At 73.3% G+C, this 15809-nt stretch carries 14 protein-coding genes; 9 read left to right on the top strand and 5 right to left on the bottom strand.

The genetic code is table 11. From position 1 onward, the window contains the following. The 6 genes from ACOJTC_RS24970 to thiC all read left to right on the top strand — a co-directional run. Window positions 1-510: FAD-dependent oxidoreductase (locus ACOJTC_RS24970; RefSeq protein WP_420118718.1), on the top strand; the 510-nt coding region annotated here is incomplete at its 5' end. A gap of 10 nt (window positions 511-520) precedes the next feature. Then, window positions 521-721 (top strand): sulfur carrier protein ThiS, encoded by a 201-nt coding sequence (gene thiS, locus ACOJTC_RS24965; RefSeq protein ID WP_204924873.1) that lies wholly within the window; start codon window positions 521-523, stop codon window positions 719-721. Window positions 722-726: 5 nt separating this feature from the next. Then, the gene (locus ACOJTC_RS24960; RefSeq protein ID WP_420118717.1) at window positions 727-1497 is read left to right on the top strand and encodes a thiazole synthase; all 771 of its coding nucleotides are present in this window, start codon (window positions 727-729) and stop codon (window positions 1495-1497) included. After that, window positions 1494-2129, top strand: a complete 636-nt coding sequence (locus tag ACOJTC_RS24955) for a thiamine phosphate synthase (protein ID WP_420118716.1) — start codon at window positions 1494-1496, stop codon at window positions 2127-2129. The genes ACOJTC_RS24960 and ACOJTC_RS24955 overlap by 4 nt, the downstream gene beginning before the upstream one ends. After that, on the top strand, window positions 2126-2914 hold the full coding sequence (thiD, locus tag ACOJTC_RS24950; RefSeq protein ID WP_204924876.1) for a bifunctional hydroxymethylpyrimidine kinase/phosphomethylpyrimidine kinase: 789 nt from the start codon (window positions 2126-2128) through the stop codon (window positions 2912-2914). The genes ACOJTC_RS24955 and thiD overlap by 4 nt, the downstream gene beginning before the upstream one ends. A gap of 17 nt (window positions 2915-2931) precedes the next feature. Then, window positions 2932-4524: a phosphomethylpyrimidine synthase ThiC gene (gene thiC, locus ACOJTC_RS24945; RefSeq protein WP_420118715.1), complete on the top strand. Its 1593-nt coding sequence runs from the start codon at window positions 2932-2934 to the stop codon at window positions 4522-4524. Between the two features lie 231 nt (window positions 4525-4755). Here thiC and ACOJTC_RS24940 read toward each other — a convergent pair whose 3' ends face one another. The 4 genes from ACOJTC_RS24940 to ACOJTC_RS24925 all read right to left on the bottom strand — a co-directional run bounded on the left by ACOJTC_RS24940 (window position 4756) and on the right by ACOJTC_RS24925 (window position 9366). After that, window positions 4756-7236 (bottom strand): hypothetical protein, encoded by a 2481-nt coding sequence (locus tag ACOJTC_RS24940; protein WP_420118714.1) that lies wholly within the window; start codon window positions 7234-7236, stop codon window positions 4756-4758. A 65-nt stretch (window positions 7237-7301) separates the two neighbouring features. Continuing rightward, the gene (locus ACOJTC_RS24935; protein WP_420118713.1) at window positions 7302-7631 is read right to left on the bottom strand and encodes a cupin; all 330 of its coding nucleotides are present in this window, start codon (window positions 7629-7631) and stop codon (window positions 7302-7304) included. Next, complete coding sequence (locus tag ACOJTC_RS24930) at window positions 7628-8578, bottom strand: LLM class F420-dependent oxidoreductase (RefSeq protein WP_420118719.1); 951 nt, start codon at window positions 8576-8578, stop codon at window positions 7628-7630. The genes ACOJTC_RS24935 and ACOJTC_RS24930 overlap by 4 nt, the downstream gene beginning before the upstream one ends. 2 nt (window positions 8579-8580) lie before the next feature. Next, window positions 8581-9366 (bottom strand): ABC transporter ATP-binding protein, encoded by a 786-nt coding sequence (locus tag ACOJTC_RS24925; RefSeq protein ID WP_420118712.1) that lies wholly within the window; start codon window positions 9364-9366, stop codon window positions 8581-8583. Between the two features lie 260 nt (window positions 9367-9626). Here ACOJTC_RS24925 and ACOJTC_RS24920 point away from each other — a divergent pair, with 260 nt between their 5' ends. Both ACOJTC_RS24920 and ACOJTC_RS24915 read left to right on the top strand, forming a co-directional pair. Further along, on the top strand, window positions 9627-10655 hold the full coding sequence (locus tag ACOJTC_RS24920) for an ABC transporter substrate-binding protein (protein ID WP_420118711.1): 1029 nt from the start codon (window positions 9627-9629) through the stop codon (window positions 10653-10655). A 100-nt stretch (window positions 10656-10755) separates the two neighbouring features. Beyond that, a complete protein-coding gene (locus ACOJTC_RS24915) occupies window positions 10756-11622 on the top strand; it encodes an ABC transporter permease (protein ID WP_204924881.1) in 867 nt (288 codons plus the stop codon). A 93-nt stretch (window positions 11623-11715) separates the two neighbouring features. Here ACOJTC_RS24915 and ACOJTC_RS24910 read toward each other — a convergent pair whose 3' ends face one another. After that, window positions 11716-12897 carry an ABC transporter substrate-binding protein gene (locus ACOJTC_RS24910; RefSeq protein ID WP_420118710.1) on the bottom strand — a complete coding sequence of 394 codons (1182 nt, stop codon included), beginning with the start codon at window positions 12895-12897 and terminating at the stop codon, window positions 11716-11718. Between the two features lie 437 nt (window positions 12898-13334). On the opposite strand from ACOJTC_RS24910, the gene ACOJTC_RS24905 reads away from it, so the two are divergent. Beyond that, window positions 13335-15809: nitrate- and nitrite sensing domain-containing protein (locus ACOJTC_RS24905; protein WP_420118709.1), on the top strand; the 2475-nt coding region annotated here is incomplete at its 3' end.

Here is a 15809-nt window from a genome sequence, read left to right as displayed (position 1 = left end):
GTCGTCGTGGTCGCCGCCGGCTGCGGCGCCGCCGCGCTGACCGGGCTGCCGGTCCGCCCGGTCAAGGGCCAGGTGCTGCGGCTGCGCGCGCCCGACCACCGCCCGCCCGGCTTCCGGCACGTCATCCGGGGGTACGCCGACGGCGAGTCGGTCTACCTCGTCCCCCGCGACGACGGCGAGGTGGTGCTCGGGGCGACCGTCGAGGAACGCACCGACACCGAGGTGACCACCGGGGCGGTGCTGCGGCTGCTCCGCGCCGCCGTCGACCTCGTCCCCGAACTCGCCGAGTACGCGCTGACCGAGGCGACCGCCGGGCTGCGCCCCGGCACCCCGGACAACGCGCCGATCCTCGGCCCGCTGCCCGGCCGGCCCGGCGTACTCGCCGCCACCGGCCACCACCGGCACGGCATCGTGCTCACCCCGGTCACCGCCGACCTGATCACCGACCTGATCGTCACCGGTCAGCCGGACCCCCTGCTCACCCCCTTCACCGCCGACCGGTTCCACTGAGGAGGAAGACGTGCGCCTGATCGTCAACGGCGTCGGACGCGAGCTGACCGGCGGCACGACCGTCGCGGACCTGGTCGCCACGGTCACCGGGCAGCGGCGCGGCCTCGCCGTCGCGGTCAACGGCGAGGTGGTCCCCCGGGGCGGCTGGCCGGCGACCGTGCTGCGCGACGGCGACCGGGTCGAGGTGCTCAGCGCCGCCCAGGGCGGGTGACCCGGATGCCCCTCACCATCGCCGGACAGACCTTCACCTCCCGGCTCATCCTCGGCACCGGCGGCGCGGCCAACCTGCACGTGCTGGAACAGGCGATCCGGGCCGCCGGCACCGAACTGGTCACCCTCGCCCTGCGCCGGGTCGACACCGCCCCCGGCACCGCCGGTGGCCTGCTCGACCTGCTCGACCGGTGCGCGGTGCGGCTGCTGCCCAACACCGCCGGCTGCTACACCGCCGCCGAGGCGGTCAAGGTGGCCCGGCTGGCCCGGGAGGCGTTCGACACCGACTGGGTCAAACTGGAGGTGATCGGCGACGAACGCACCCTGCTCCCCGACGGGGTGGAGCTGCTGCGGGCCGCCGAGGAACTCGTCGCCGACGGGTTCGTCGTGCTGCCGTACACCTCCGACGACCCGGTGCTGGCCCGCCGGCTGGCCGACGTCGGCTGCGCGGCGGTGATGCCGGCCGGTGCGCCGATCGGTTCCGGACTGGGCATCACCAACCCGCACCACATCCGGCTGATCCGGCAGAGCGTCGACGTGCCGGTGATCCTCGACGCCGGGATCGGCACCGCCTCAGACGCGGCGCTCGCCATGGAACTGGGCTGCGACGGGGTGCTGCTGGCCAGCGCCGTCACCCGGGCCGCCGACCCGACGGCGATGGCCACCGCCATGCGGTACGGCGTCCGGGCCGGGCGGCTCGCGTACACCGCCGGGCGGATCCCCCGTCGCTTCCACGCCCTCGCCTCCACCCCCGACGACGGAAGACCCGACCTGTGACCCGCCCCGCCACCCCGCGCGGGGTGGTGCTGCTGACCGACCGGCTGGTGGCGTGCGGCGACCTCGTCGACGTGGTCGCGGGGGCGGTGCGCGGTGGCGTGCGGTGGGTGGTGCTGCGGGAGAAGGACCTGCCCCGCGCCGAGCGGGCCGCCCTCGCCGTCGATCTGCGGGCCGTCCTGGCACAGGCCGGCGGCACCCTGATCGTGGCCGGCCCCGACCCGCTGGACGGGGACGCCGTCCACCTGCCCGCCGCCGGACCGTACCCGCCGCCGGCCGTCGGGCTGGTCGGCCGGTCCTGCCACGACGCGGCGGAGCTGGCCCGACTCGGCACCGAGGACTACGTGACGCTCTCCCCGGTCTGGCCCACCCGCAGCAAACCCGGTTACGGCCCACCACTGCGGCCGGACAAGCTGCGCGACCTGATCCGGCGCAGCCCGGTGCCCGTGCTCGCCCTGGGCGGGATCGAGACACCGGAGCAGGTGACGCCCTGTGTCGACGCGGGCGCGGTCGGGGTGGCGGTCCTCGGGGCGGTCATGCGGGCCACCGACCCGACCGCGGTCGCGGCGACCCTCACCAGTGTCTTCGCCACCCGCACCCCGATCACCGACGCGTGGCCCGAGGAGACGACATGACACCGACGACCGTGCTCACCATCGCCGGCTCCGACTCCGGCGGCGGCGCCGGCATCCAGGCCGACCTGAAGGTGTTCGCCGCCCTCGGCGCGTACGGGACCAGCGTGCTGACCGCCGTCACCGCGCAGAACACCCGGGGCGTGGACGCCGTGCTGCCGCTGCCGCCGCGCACCGTCACCGAGCAGCTCGACAGCGTGCTCGGCGACTTCGCGGTCCGGGCGGTGAAGACCGGGATGCTCGGCACCCCGGCGGTCGCCGACGCGGTGGCCGAGGCGGCGAAGGCGGGCCGGCTGCCGCACCTCGTCGTCGACCCGGTGCTCGTCGCCACCAGCGGACACCGGCTCGGTGTGGTGGCGGCGGTCGAGCGGCTGCTGCCGTACGCCCGGGTGGCGACGCCGAACTGCGCGGAGGCCGCCGCCCTCACCGGACGCCCGGTGACCACGGTCGAGGAGATGGTCGCCGCGGCGCAGGCCCTGGCGGCCGGCGGCCCGGAGTACGTGGTGGTCACCGGCGGCGACGTCGACGCGGCGGGCGAGTCGGTCGACGTGCTGGCCGGCGGTGCGACGACCACCCTGCTGCGCGCACCCCGGGTGGACACCCGGCACAGCCACGGCACCGGCTGTTCGTTCTCGGCGGCGATCGCCGTCCGGCTGGCCGCCGGCGACCCGGTGCCGGTCGCGGTCGCCACCGCCAAGGAGTACGTCACCCGCGCGCTGACCGGCGCGCGGGGTTGGGAACTGGGCGCGGGACGCGGCCCGCTGGACCACTTCGGCTGGTCCCGATGACCATCAGGGAGGCTGTCATGCAGGCACGTCGCAAGGTCTACGTCGAGGGGTCCCGGCCGGACGTCCGGGTGCCGTTCGCCGAGGTGGAGCTGGCTGGGGACAACCCGCCGCTGCGCCTCTACGACACCTCGGGCCCCGGCTCGGACCCGGAGGTGGGGCTGCCGCCGCTACGCGGACCGTGGATCGCCGAGCGGGGTGACGTCGCGCCGACCCGGGGCGCGGGCACCCCGCTGGCCGGCGTCGACGCCAGGCGACCCACCCAGCTCTGGTACGCCCGCGCCGGGGTGGTCACCCCGGAGATGGAGTTCGTGGCGATCCGGGAGGGGCTGCCGCCGGAGCTGGTGCGCGACGAGATCGCCGCCGGCCGGGCGGTGCTGCCGCTCAACGTCAACCACCCCGAGTGCGAGCCGGCGATCATCGGCAAGGCGTTCCTGGTGAAGGTCAACGCCAACATCGGCACCTCGGCGGTGACCTCGTCGGTCGCCGAGGAGGTGGAGAAGCTGACCTGGGCCACCCGGTGGGGCGCGGACACCGTGATGGACCTGTCGACGGGCAAGCGGATCCACGAGACCCGGGAGGCGATCGTCCGCAACTCGCCGGTGCCGATCGGCACCGTGCCGATCTACCAGGCGCTGGAGAAGGTCGGTGGCGACCCGGTCAAGCTGAGCTGGGAGGTGTTCCGGGAGACCGTCATCGAGCAGGCCGAGCAGGGCGTCGACTACATGACGGTGCACGCGGGGGTGCTGCTGCCGTACGTGCCGCTGGCCGTCGACCGGGTCACCGGGATCGTCTCCCGGGGCGGTTCGATCATGGCGGCCTGGTGCCTGGCGCACAACGAGGAGAACTTCCTCTACACCAACTTCCGGGAGCTGTGCGCGATCCTCGCCCGCTACGACGTGACGTTCTCCCTCGGCGACGGCCTGCGCCCCGGCTCGATCGCCGACGCCAACGACGAGGCCCAGTTCGCCGAGCTGCGCACCCTGGGCGAGCTGACCCGGATCGCCTGGGAGTACGACGTGCAGGTGATGATCGAGGGCCCCGGTCACGTGCCGATGCACAAGATCAAGGAGAACGTGGACCTCCAGCAGGAGTGGTGCCACGAGGCCCCGTTCTACACCCTCGGCCCGCTGACCACCGACATCGCCCCCGCGTACGACCACATCACCTCGGCGATCGGGGCCGCGATGATCGGCATGTACGGCACCGCGATGCTGTGTTACGTCACCCCGAAGGAGCACCTCGGACTGCCCGACCGGGACGACGTGAAGGCGGGCGTGATCGCGTACAAGATCGCGGCGCACGCGGCCGACCTGGCCAAGGGGCACCCCGGCGCGCAGGCCTGGGACGACGCGCTGTCCAAGGCGCGGTTCGAGTTCCGCTGGGAGGACCAGTTCAACCTGTCGCTGGACCCGGAGACCGCCCGTTCCTACCACGACGCGACCCTGCCGGCGGAGCCGGCGAAGACCGCCCACTTCTGCTCCATGTGCGGCCCGAAGTTCTGCTCCATGAAGATCACCCAGGAGCTGAAGGAGTACGCCGCCCAGGGCATGCAGACCAAGTCGGCGGAGTTCCGCTCCACCGGCAACCGCGTCTACCTCCCCCTCGCCTGACCGGCTCTGCCCCGGTGTTCCAGAGCTTCGCGTCAGTTTCCGCGCGACGGTTGACGCCCAGCTCGTGATCACCACACCCCACCGGCTGTCCGCCCGTTTCGTCCTGGTTGTTGTTCGGTGATCAAGAGGTTTGCGTCAGGTCTTGCCGGGTGGGGTGACGCAAAGCTCTTGATCACCGGGTGCAGACGGGGGGAGTGGGGCGGGGTGGGTGGGGGAGTGGAGGTTGGGGGGTTAGTCGCGGTGGTGGTGGCGGCCGCTGGTGCGCAGGGATCGTCGGCCGCTGTCCCGGTCCGGTTCGTTGTCGGCCAGGGGCTTGCCCAGGCCGGTGACCCAGTCGACGTACTCGTCGTCCGGCGTCGCCGACTTCGGGTCGGCTTCGTCCGTTGGGGCGTCCTGCGGGGAGCGGTTACGCCGGAACAGTCCCCGTCGGCCCCTGGCCTTCCCGGTCTGCTCCAGCGCGTTGCCGTCGCCGGGCGCGTTGCCGTCCTCCGGAGCGGGCCCGGACTGGTCAGGGTCGGCAGGCGGACCGTCCACCGGCGCGGTGCCGCTGGACTCCTCCGGCTCCCAGCGGAGACTGACCGGCTTCGGGGCGTCCGTCTGCTCGGTGGCACCCGGTTCGGGAAACGGCAGGGCGGCCCGGGCCGGTGCGGGCCGGTGGGCACCGGCCGGGCCACCCGTACCGCCGAGATCCGGCAGGTGGTGGCGGGGGCGGGGGGTGGCCTCGACGACGCCCGGCGCGACGTGCCGTACGCCGGCCACCGGCGGCACGTCCTCGGTGATCGGCGTGGCCGCAGCGGTGCCGCCCCGGCTGGTGGTTTCCGGTGCCGTCGTGCCGACCGGGGCGGCGTCGACGCCATCCGGTGTCGGGCTGCCGGTCGGGCCGGAGCCGGCCGGTCGGTCCTCCCCGGTACCGCCTGTCTCTGCGGCGGGCGAGGGTTCGGGGCCTCCGGTGGGGACGGCCGCAGCTCCGGTCGCGGTGGACCGGGCGCGGCTGGCCCGCTTCGCCCGGGGCTTGGGCGTGGCCACGGACTCCTCCCCGGTGGCCGGCCCGGCACCTGCTGCCGGCCGCACTGAGCCGACCTCGCTGCCCGCCTCTTCGGCGGCTGCCGCCTTCCGCTGGCCTGAGCGGCTTCGCGGCGACCCGGCCCGACCAGCTCCCGCCCCCGCGGACGACGTCGCACCCGGTGCGTCCCCGGCCGGCCCGTCCGGGGTGGCTGCCGCCGGGTCCGGCCCGGTCGGGGCCGGCCCGGTGGGGGCCGGCCGGTTCGGGCTCGGAGCCGGCTCGATCGGGGGCGAGCCGCTCCAGGCCGCCCCGGTCGTGCTCGCCCCGGTCGGGGTCAGGCCGGTTGGGGCCGGAGCGGCCGGGGCCGCGCCGGTCCGGCTCGGTTCGGGCCTGGTCGGGGGTGGGGTGGTGCGGGAGGCGTGCCGGTCGGCGACCGTGGCGGCGGGGTCCGGCCAGTCCCAGTGGGCCGGGTGGCGGCCGGTGCCCGGCGCGTCAGGCGACGGCCACCCCGGGCCGGTGCCCGGTACCGCCGGCACCCCGCCGGCCCCCGACGCGATGTCGGCCGAGGACCCGGAGGCCATCGTGGAGGAGGCGGCAGCGGGCCGGTCGGCGGCGCGGGAGCGGGCGGCGTCCGGCCGGTCGGGGTGGAGGGCGCGGGTGGCGGCGCTCAGGTCCACGGTGACCGGCTCGTCCGCGCCGGTGCCGGCCAGCTCGGAGCCGGTGGGATCGGAGCCGGTCAGGCCGGTCCGGTCCGGGCCGGAGCCGGCAGCGGCGGTGCGGGCCGGGTCGGACACGGCCGGCAGCGGGGCGAGGATGTCGGTCGGCTCGATCGCCGCCTCGCCGTCACGGCGGGCGGAGCGGGCGGGCAGCAGCGGCCAGCGCAGCAGGGTGGCGGCGACCGAGCCGAGCGCGCCGGCGACGACCGCGATCACCGCGCCGTAGTACGGGGCGAGCTGGTACCGGTCCACCTGGTCACCCGGCCCGGCGGTCAGGTAGGCGAAGGCGAGCAGCACCGGCCCGGCGACCCCGGTCGCCCCGCCGGTCAGCGGGGGGTGCCCCCGCCGCCGGGCCAGCCCACCGGTCACCGCGCCGGCCACCAGCGCGATCACGGGCAGCAGCAGCATCGCCAGCCGCTGTGCCTGGTCCGCCCCGAGCCAGGAGGGTTCCAGCACCCCCAGGCGTACGGTGCGCAGCGGCTCGCTGGACAGCACCGCCGGTGCGACCGACAGGAGCGCGACCAGCCAGATCGTCCCGCCCAGCAGGGCGACGTTCCAGCCCAGCGGGGGGCGCAGCAGGACGGCCGAGGCGGCGCCCGCGCCGACCACCGCCCCGGCGACCGCGCAGATGCCGACCGCCCAGACCGGGTCGACGGCGTTCAGGTCGGCGGCCCGCGCGGGCTGCATGCAGAGCGGGGCGACGACCAGCGCGCCGAGCGCGGCGACACCGGAGATGGCGAGCTGGACGGGGGTGCCCTCCGGCAGTCCCTCGCGCCGGGCGAGCCGGCCGGTGAGGACCGCGCCGACCACGGCGGCGGTCACCGCGAACCAGCCGACCCAGGCGAGCTGGGCCGGCCAGCGGTTGACGTCGGTGAAGTCGCCGGTGAGTCGGACGATGCCGAAGCCGTACGCGATGCCGAGTTGGCCGGCCCCGGCCAACATGCTCACCCCGAGTGCGGTGAGCAGCAGTTTGCCCCAAGTCCGAAAGGCCATGTGGCGCACGTTACGGCCCGGTGCCCCCGATCGCCACTGCGGCGCGGCGCGGCCGGGACGACCTGTTACCCAAGCTCTACCAGCGACTCCTTCAACTCGACCAGGCGGGCCAGGTAGGTCGTGTCCCCGACGTTGGTGAGCATGTGGACGGCGCCCGGGTCACGGTAGACCACCCCGCCGGTGGGTTCGTCGGCGTCGATCCGGGTGCCGTCGATCGTCTGCACCACGTTCTTGGCGCCCTCGATCGCCACCACCAGGTACGGGTGGTCGTGCCGGTGCAGCGGCTGCCGCTCGCCCGGGGCCAGCCGGATGTGCCAGACCCGCACCCGGTCGTTCTCGAAGACGATCTCCTGGCCGACCGGGCCGAGTTCGAGGTCGTGCGTCACGTCGGTCATCGGGTTCCGTCCAGTTGGGGGAGCACCTCGGCGGCGATGAGCTCCAGGTGGTCGAGGTCGTCGAGGTCGATCAGCCGCAGGTGCACCCGGGTGGCGCCGATCGCGGCGAACTCGCCGATCCGGTCGACCAGTTGGGCGGGGGAGCCGACCACCGGGTCCTCCGGCGGCAGGGCGCTCTTGACGTGCAGCGGCGCGGCCCGGCGGTGGGCCTCGGCGTCGGTACGCCCGATCGCCACCACGATTCCGGCGGAGAGCACCAGCGGGGCCCGCCCCGACTCGGCCCGGCCGGCCCGGTCGCAGGCTTCCCGTACCCGGTCGTACGCCTCGGCGGTCTCCTCGACCGACTTGAACGGCATGTTGAACTCGTCGGCGTACCGGGCGGCGAGGTCGGGGGTGCGCTTCGGTCCCCGGCCGCCGACGATGATCGGCGGGCCGGGCTGCTGGACCGGTTTGGGCAGGGCCGGGGCGTCGACGAGCCGGTAGTGCTCACCGGCCCAGCTGTACGTCTCGCCGACCGGGGTGCGCCACAGCCCGGTGAGGATCTCCAACTGCTCGGCGAGCCGGTCGAAGCGTTCGCCGACGCCGGGGAAGGGGATGCCGTACGCGGTGTGTTCCCGCTCGTACCAGCCGGCGCCGATGCCCAGCTCGACCCGTCCGCCGCTCATCTGGTCGACCTGGGCGACCATCACGGCCAGCGGGCCGGGCAGCCGGAAGGTGGCCGAGGTGACCAGGGTGCCGAGCCGGATGCGGGAGGTTTCGCGGGCGAGCGCGGCCAGGGTCAGCCAGGCGTCGGTGGGGCCGGGCAGCCCGGGTTCGTCGCCCATCGCCCGGTAGTGGTCGGCCCGGAGGAACCCGTCGAAGCCGCCGGCCTCGCAGAGCTGGGCGAACCGGAGCTGGTCGTCGTAGCTGGCACCCCGGTGGGGTTCGGTGAAGACGGCCACCCGCACGGTCATCGTCCCTCCACCCCGGCTGTCGCCGGCAGGTCCCGTTCCATCAGCAGTTCGTGCAGGTCGGCGCTGACCCGGGCGACGTCGGCCAGGTGCGCGTTGCGGCCGAGGGTACGGGGCCGGGGGATGTCCACGTCGACGATCTTGCGGATCCGGCCGGGGCGGGGGCTGAGCACGACCACCCGGTCGGCCAGCAGCACCGCCTCGTCGATGGAGTGGGTGACGAAGACGACTGTCGCGCCGGTCTCCATGTGCACCCGTTGCAGCTCCCCGGAGAGTTCCTCCCGGGTGAGCGCGTCCAGGGCGGAGAAGGGTTCGTCCATCAGCATCACCCGGGGCTCGCCGATCAGCGACCGGCACAGCGAGACCCGCTGCTGCATGCCGCCGGAGAGTTCGTGCGGCAGGCGCTTCTCGAAGCCGGCCAGGCCGGAGAGTTCCAGCAGCTGGCGGGCGCGGTCGCGGTGTTTGGCGCGGCTCCAGCCGAAGATCTCGGCCGGCAGCAGCACGTTGTCGAGCACGGTGCGCCAGGGGAGCAGGGCCGGCTTCTGGAAGAGCATCGCCACGTCCCGGCGGGGCCGGGTGATCCGGCTACCGGCTACGGTGATCTCGCCGCCGCTGACCGGCAGCAGCCCGGCGATCATCCGGAGCAGGGTGGACTTGCCGCAGCCGGAGCGGCCGAGCACGGCGACGAACTTGCCCTCGGCCACGTCGAGGTCGATCCCGCGCAACGCCTCGACCCGCCCGGAACGGCCGTCGAACGTACGCGACACATCGGACAGTCGGATCATCGCCGTCGGTCTCCCCTGATTCGGCGGTCAGGAATCCGACAAGGATATCCCCAGCGTGCTGGCCGCTCACTGTCCGGGGTGGAACGCAGTTGTTTCCGTTCCGCAACCCGATCCGCCTGGTGTGGTGACGGTAAGTGTCTCGTACTCTGTGCCAGCGAAGAGTCCCTTCACGACGGCGGCTCGGTGCCCCCTCACGCCGTGCCGCCGACCGACAACCCCCTCCGGGTACACCGCCCGGTCGGAAAGGACATGGTGCACAGATGACAAGGCTGACCCGCACGGTCGCCGCGGCCACCCTGGCCACCGCCCTCGCCCTGGTCTCCGCCTGCAGTGGCGGGTCCGACTCGGCGGATGCAAAGACCGGCGACGGCTCGTCGCTGGAGAAGGTGACCTACCTCACCTCGTTCGGCAACTTCGGCCGTGACTCCTACGCCTGGGTGGCGAAGGACAAGGGCTTCTTCAAGGAGGCCGGCTTCGACGTGGAGATCAAGCCCGGTCAGGGCACCGGCGCGGTGATCCAGACCATCGTCGGTGGCCAGGCCGACTTCGGTCCGATCGACCTGACCGGTGGCCTGCTCCAGGTCGGCAACGGGCAGGCCAAGGACTTCGTGGCGGTGGCCGCGATCCAGCAGCGCACCATGGCCGCCATCGTCTCGGTCGAGGGCAAGAACATCGCCACGCCCAAGGACCTGGAGGGCAAGAAGCTCGCGGACACCCCCGGCTCCGTCGTGCGCAACCTCTTCCCGACCTACGCCCGGATGGCCGGGGTGGACTACACCAAGGTCACCTGGGTCAACGACCAGGCGCAGAACCTGATGGGCACGCTGGCCTCCGGCCAGGTGGACGGCATCGGCCAGTTCGTCGTCGGCCAGCCGACCGTCGAGGCGGTCACCAAGAAGAAGCCCGTCGTGCTGCCGTACAGCAACGTGATGCAGGACCTCTACGGCAACGCGCTGATCACCTCCAGCAAGATGGCCAAGGAGAACCCGGAGAAGGTGAAGAAGTTCACCGCCGCGCTGCTCAAGGGCCTGGAGTACGCCCTGGCCAACCCGCAGGAGGCGGCCGACATCCTGAAGAAGAACGTGGCCGCCACCAACCCGGCCGCCGCCGCCGCCGAGCTGCAGCTGATGGCCGGTTACGTCCGCTCCAGCAACTCCGGCACCGCCATCGGCACCCTGGACAGCGACCGGGTGGCCAAGAGCATCGCCATCCTCCAGGGCGCCGGCGCGCTCAAGTCGAACATCACGCCGGACCAGATCATCAACTTCGACCTCGTGCCGAAGGCCTGACCGACACCGACGGTGCCACGGGGGTGCGACCCAGCGGGACGACCGGGGGGCGCACCCCCGTCGTGTGCCGGCCCTGGTGCCGGCAGGAGAGGAGGACCCTGTGACGGAGTCGATCCGGACCCGTCCCGTACCCGGGTCGGCCGGACCGCCGAGCGCCGTGCCGACCGTGCCCCCGACGCCCGGCCGGTCACCCTGGTCCCGGATACGCCCCGCGACGGTCGGTCTGCCGCTGCTCGGTCTGGTGGTCACAGTGGCCGTCTGGTGGGCGGTCACCTCCGGGCTGCACCTGGTGCACCCGGCGTCCCTGCCGCCGCCGCAGGCGGTCGGGACGTCACTGACCTCCTCGGCTGACGTGCTCTTCCCGGCGCTGGGCACGACCACGCTGATGACGGTGCTCGGCTTCCTGCTGTCGGCGGTCGCCGGGGTGCTGATCGGGATGGCGCTGGCCGCCTCCCGGCGGGCCGAGCGGATGTTCGCCCCGCTGCTGGTGGCGATCAACGCGGTCCCGAAGATCGCGCTGGGGCCGCTGCTGGTGGTCTCGGTCGGCTGGGGGACCAAGCCGATCCTGACCATGGTGTTCCTGCTCTGCTTCTTCCCGATCGTGCTCTCCACCGCCACCGGGCTGACCACCACCCCGGCCGACCTGGCCGAGCTGGCCCGGTCGCTGAACGCCTCCTGGTGGCAGTCGTTCCGCAAGGTACGGTTCCCGGCCGCGCTGCCGCAGATCTTCGTCGGGCTGAAGGTGGCGATGCCGCTGGCCGCGATCGGCGCGGTGATCGGGGAGTTCTACTCCGACAAGCCGGGGCTGGGCTACCAGATCCTCCAGTACAACGGCGTCGGCGACACGGCGACCGCGTGGGCGGCGATCGTGCTGATCGCCGCCATGAGCATCCTGCTCTACTCGGCGTTGTCGCTGGTGGAGCGGCTGGCCCTGCCCTGGGTGCGGGCCACCACCTCGGCCCGCTGACCCGTCCCGGGGCGACACCCCGACGCCACTGACGGGCCGACCCCACCCGGGGTCGGCCCGTCAGCACGGGATCGGTCCGTCAGTCCTGGGCGATCAGCCCGCCAGCCGCCACCGGCCGCCGCGCGCGACGAGCGTGGTCAGCGCCTGCGGCATCAGGCCGGAGTGGTTGTCCGGAGTCATCCGGATCGGCCCGGACAGGCCGTCGAGCTGGGACGTCTCCAGCACGTCGCGCAGTCCGTCGCGGTCGACCCTGCCGTCGGAACCGCCGGAGCGCAGCGCCGAGTCGGCGATGAGCTGCACGGCGTCGGCGGCGAACGACGACAGTCCGTTGTAGCCGCCGAACCGGGCGGTGTAGTCCTGGAACCACTGTCGACGGGCGGCCTTGGCCGGGGTGGTGGCGATGACGTCGTCGATCACCATGGTCTGCGTGAAGATCAACGTGGCCCGTTCGGTGGCCTGGCCGGAACCGCCCAGGAAGAGGTCGCCAGCCGCGGCGGCGTCGAAGAAGAGCGATCCGCCGTAGCCGGACTGGTCGGCGGCGGTGGCGGCGAGGGTGGCCTGCTCCGGCGGGGTCCAGATGATCAGGGCGGCGGGGTCGCGGTTGGTCAGCCGGCGCACCGGCGCGGCCAGTTCGGTGTCGGTGGTGCGGACGGCCTCGGCGCGTACCCGCTTGATGGTGGTCTTGCCGAACTCGGCGTCCAGCGCGGTCAGGCCCTCCCGCCCGTAGTCGTCGTCGCTGTGCAGGACGCCGACCTCGGTGATCCCGCGCCGCCGCAGCTCGGCGGTGAGCGCGGCGGCGCTGTCGGCCGCGTTCGGCGCGAGCTTGAACACGTACCGGCGGTCGGGGACCGGGTTGGCGACCGCACCGGACGGGGCGAGCGCGATGGTCGGGATCTTCCGCTCGTTGATGGTGCGCACGGCGTCGACGGCGCACTGGTTGCAACCGCCCATGATGATGGCGTTGACCGTGGCGTCGTTGCTGAAGTCGCCGATGTTGCGCAGCGACTCGGCGGCGTCGGAGCGGTTGTCCTTGACCACGAGCCTGATCTTCCGGTCGCCCAGGGCGCCGGACGAGTTCAACTGCTCGACCTTCAGTTCCAGGGCGCGCTGGTACGCCTTGCCGACCGGTGCGGCGACACCGGAGAGTTCGAGATCGGCGGCGATGGTGATCGGGCTGCTGTCCTTCTCTGCCGCGCCGAACGAGCAGCCGGTGAGCGTGGCGGCCAGCACGGCCGATGCGAGCGCCACGATGGTCGCGGAGCGGATGGGGCTCAACTCAGTCCTCCAGGTGCGGCGCGGGCGGAGCCCGGTCACCGCCGCTAGTCCGTCCTCAGTGGAGAAACGGGATTGTGTGCCGTACGGTGTGCGCGAAAGCCTGCAAAACCTTGCCAATGCGGGGGCGTGCGGTCAAGCGCGATGCTGACGGCGGTTTCGGGACGCGAATCTCACATTGTGGGGACATCAGATATTTACCCATGCTCACTCATCAGAGGCGAACGAACACTCTGGAGTGACATGCCCTGTTCAGGGGCGGCCTGCTCAGCAGGGAAAATGGTGACCAGACCACTGGTCGCCCGATTCCTGTCCGAACGCGGCTTCCCAAACAGGATCTTCTCTGATGAAATCGCGGCCGTGCCGCGCGTGGCGCTGTCCGTCGCACCAGGCGCGGGTCGGCGGGTCAGGCGTATGGAAGATACGACGGAGGCGATGTCGTGAGCACCGGACCGACGACCCTGCCCGAGCCAGGCGAAAACGCCCGACCCGAACGGGAACGCCGACTGCCCCGGTTGCGGGATGCGCGGATTCGTTCCAAGCTCGCCCTCATTCTGGTCGTACCGGTCGCCGCGGTCATCGCGTTGGCAACAATCCGACTTGTTTCCACTACCGAGGGTGCTGTCGACGCGACCCAGATCCGGTCGCTGACCGCACTGTCCATCGACGTCTCCGCGCTGACGCAGGATCTGCACAAGGAACGGATGGCGGCCGCCGCCTACCTGGCGAACCCGCAGCTGCGCCCGGACGACTACAACCTGCGGGTGCGGGCCACCGGCGAGCGGATCAACGAGTACCGGGCCGAGCGGGCCGACCTCGGCGAGGTCCCGTCCGCCGTACGGGACCGGCTCAAGGTGATCGACGACCACCTGCGCACGCTCGACGCCACCCGGCAGGAGGTGCTCGACCGCCGGCAGATGCCGGTCGCCGAGGCCACCCTGCGGTACGGCGTGATCCTCACCGACCTGGTCTCGTACGGCGACACCCTGGCCCAGTTGCCCGGCCAGGAGAGCCTCGCGGACGCCCGCCGCGCGGTGGCCGCGTTCAGCCGGGCCAAGTCGGCCGTCGCCGAGGAGGAGGCGGTCGCCTACACCGCGCTGGTCGGCGGACGCCTCGACGAGGAGCAGTTCTCCTCCTTCGTGGCGACCCTGACCAGCCAGCAGGAGGCGCTGCTCGGCTTCGCCCTCGCCGCCGACCCCACCCAGCGCGCACTCGTCAACAGCGCGGTCTCCGGTGACGCCGTCGGCCTCGCCGACCGGGTGGCCGCCGACATCACCCGCTCGGTCGGTCAGCGCAGCCCGGTCAGCGCCGGTGACGCCAGCGCCGCGATCGGCGCGGTCAACGACCTGATGCGGTGGACCGAGATCCAGCTCCAGGACACCCTGCTCACCCGCTCCGAGCAGGCCCGCAGCGACGTCATCCAGCAGGCCGTCATCGAGTCGGTGCTGGTGCTGCTCACCCTCATCGTGGCGATCACCCTCGCGGTGGTGCTGGCCCGCTCGCTCAACCACTCGCTGCGCCGGCTGCGGGAGGGCGCGCTGTCGGTGGCCAACCACGACCTGCCGGACGCGGTCAAGCGGCTGCAGAACATGGGCAGCGTCGGCGACGGCGGGGTCGACGAGATCGTCCGCCAGGTGCGGGACCCGATCCGGTTGACCAACCGGGACGAGGTCGGCCAGGTGGCCCTGGCGTTCAACGTCGTGCACCGGGAGGCCGTCCGGGTCGCCGCCGAGCAGGCGGCGCTGCGGACCAGCGTCTCGGCGATGTTCCTCAACCTGGCCCGGCGTAGTCAGACCCTGGTCGACCGGATGATCGGCGAACTGGACGCGATCGAGCGCGGCGAGGAGGACCCGAAGCGGCTCGCCCAGCTCTTCGAGCTGGACCACCTCGCCACCCGGATGCGCCGCAACGACGAGAACCTGCTGGTCCTGGCCGGTGCCGACTCGGCCGTGCCGCGCCGCGACGACGCGCTGCTGGTCGACGTCCTGCGCGCCGCCCAGTCCGAGGTGGAGCTGTACAACCGGATCGAGTTCGGCACCGTCGACACCGACATCTCGGTCGCCGCCCACGCCGTCAACGACGTGGTACGCCTCGTCGCCGAGCTGCTGGACAACGCCACCCGGTTCTCGCCGCCCACCACCACCGTGGTCGCCGACGGCCGGCGCATCCGCGACTACGTGCTGATCCAGATCGAGGACCGTGGCCTCGGCCTCACCGACGAGCAGCTCGACTCGCTCAACCGCCGACTCGCCGCCCCGCCGACGGTGGACGTGGCCGCCTTCCGGCTGATGGGTCTCGCCGTGGTCAGCCGGCTCGCCAGCCGGTACAGCATCCGGGTGGAGCTGCGCCGCAACGTCGAGGGCGGCACCGTCGCCCAGGTGACGCTGCCCAACGCCACCGTGGTGCTCCCCGCCCACCGGGGTCGGGACCAGGCGATCAGCCGGCCCCGTCAGCCGCTGGCGGTCGAGCAGCCGCCCGCCCCCGCCGGTATCGGTGGGGCCCTCAACGGGGCCCGCAGCGCGTCGGCGACCCTGACCGACCAGTGGCGCAACACCCCGCCGGCCCCGGCCCCCTGGCAGCCGCCGGTGGACGCCCGGGACACCGCCCCCGCCGTGCAGTTCGGCGGGCCGGTCTCCGCCCCGCCGTTCGCCCCGGCCCCCACCCCGGCGACCGCCGACTCCGGATTCAACGCGTTCTCGGCCGGCAGCCCCACGGTGGCGAACCCGACCATCGACCCGCTGCCACGGCGGGCCGCGCCCGGCGAGCCCGCCCCGGTGCTGCCGACCGGCCCGGTCGCCGGTGCCGCACCGCACCCGACGGAGTCGTACGGCGCGGGCGCCATGCCGTTCGCCGGCGCGCCGGCCGCGGCCCCGTACGCGGGAGCACCGGCGGCGACCCCGTTCGCCCCGGCCGCC

The organism is Micromonospora sp. (assembly GCF_048594385.1).
Classification (GTDB): Bacteria; Actinomycetota; Actinomycetes; order Mycobacteriales; family Micromonosporaceae; genus Micromonospora; species Micromonospora wenchangensis.
Note: the sequence above shows the minus strand (reverse complement) of the source record. Positions and strands in the feature narration are given on the sequence as shown.

Excerpts from the sequence above, each read along its gene's own strand:
- ACOJTC_RS24960 (WP_420118717.1), top strand. The coding sequence starts at position 727 with ATGCCCCTCACCATCGCCGGACAGACCTTCACCTCCCGGCTCATCCTC.
- thiD (WP_204924876.1), top strand. The coding sequence starts at position 2,126 with ATGACACCGACGACCGTGCTCACCATCGCCGGCTCCGACTCCGGCGGC.
- thiC (WP_420118715.1), top strand. The coding sequence starts at position 2,932 with ATGCAGGCACGTCGCAAGGTCTACGTCGAGGGGTCCCGGCCGGACGTC.
- ACOJTC_RS24940 (WP_420118714.1), bottom strand. The coding sequence starts at position 7,236 with ATGGCCTTTCGGACTTGGGGCAAACTGCTGCTCACCGCACTCGGGGTG.
- ACOJTC_RS24935 (WP_420118713.1), bottom strand. The coding sequence starts at position 7,631 with ATGACCGACGTGACGCACGACCTCGAACTCGGCCCGGTCGGCCAGGAG.
- ACOJTC_RS24925 (WP_420118712.1), bottom strand. The coding sequence starts at position 9,366 with ATGATCCGACTGTCCGATGTGTCGCGTACGTTCGACGGCCGTTCCGGG.
- ACOJTC_RS24920 (WP_420118711.1), top strand. The coding sequence starts at position 9,627 with ATGACAAGGCTGACCCGCACGGTCGCCGCGGCCACCCTGGCCACCGCC.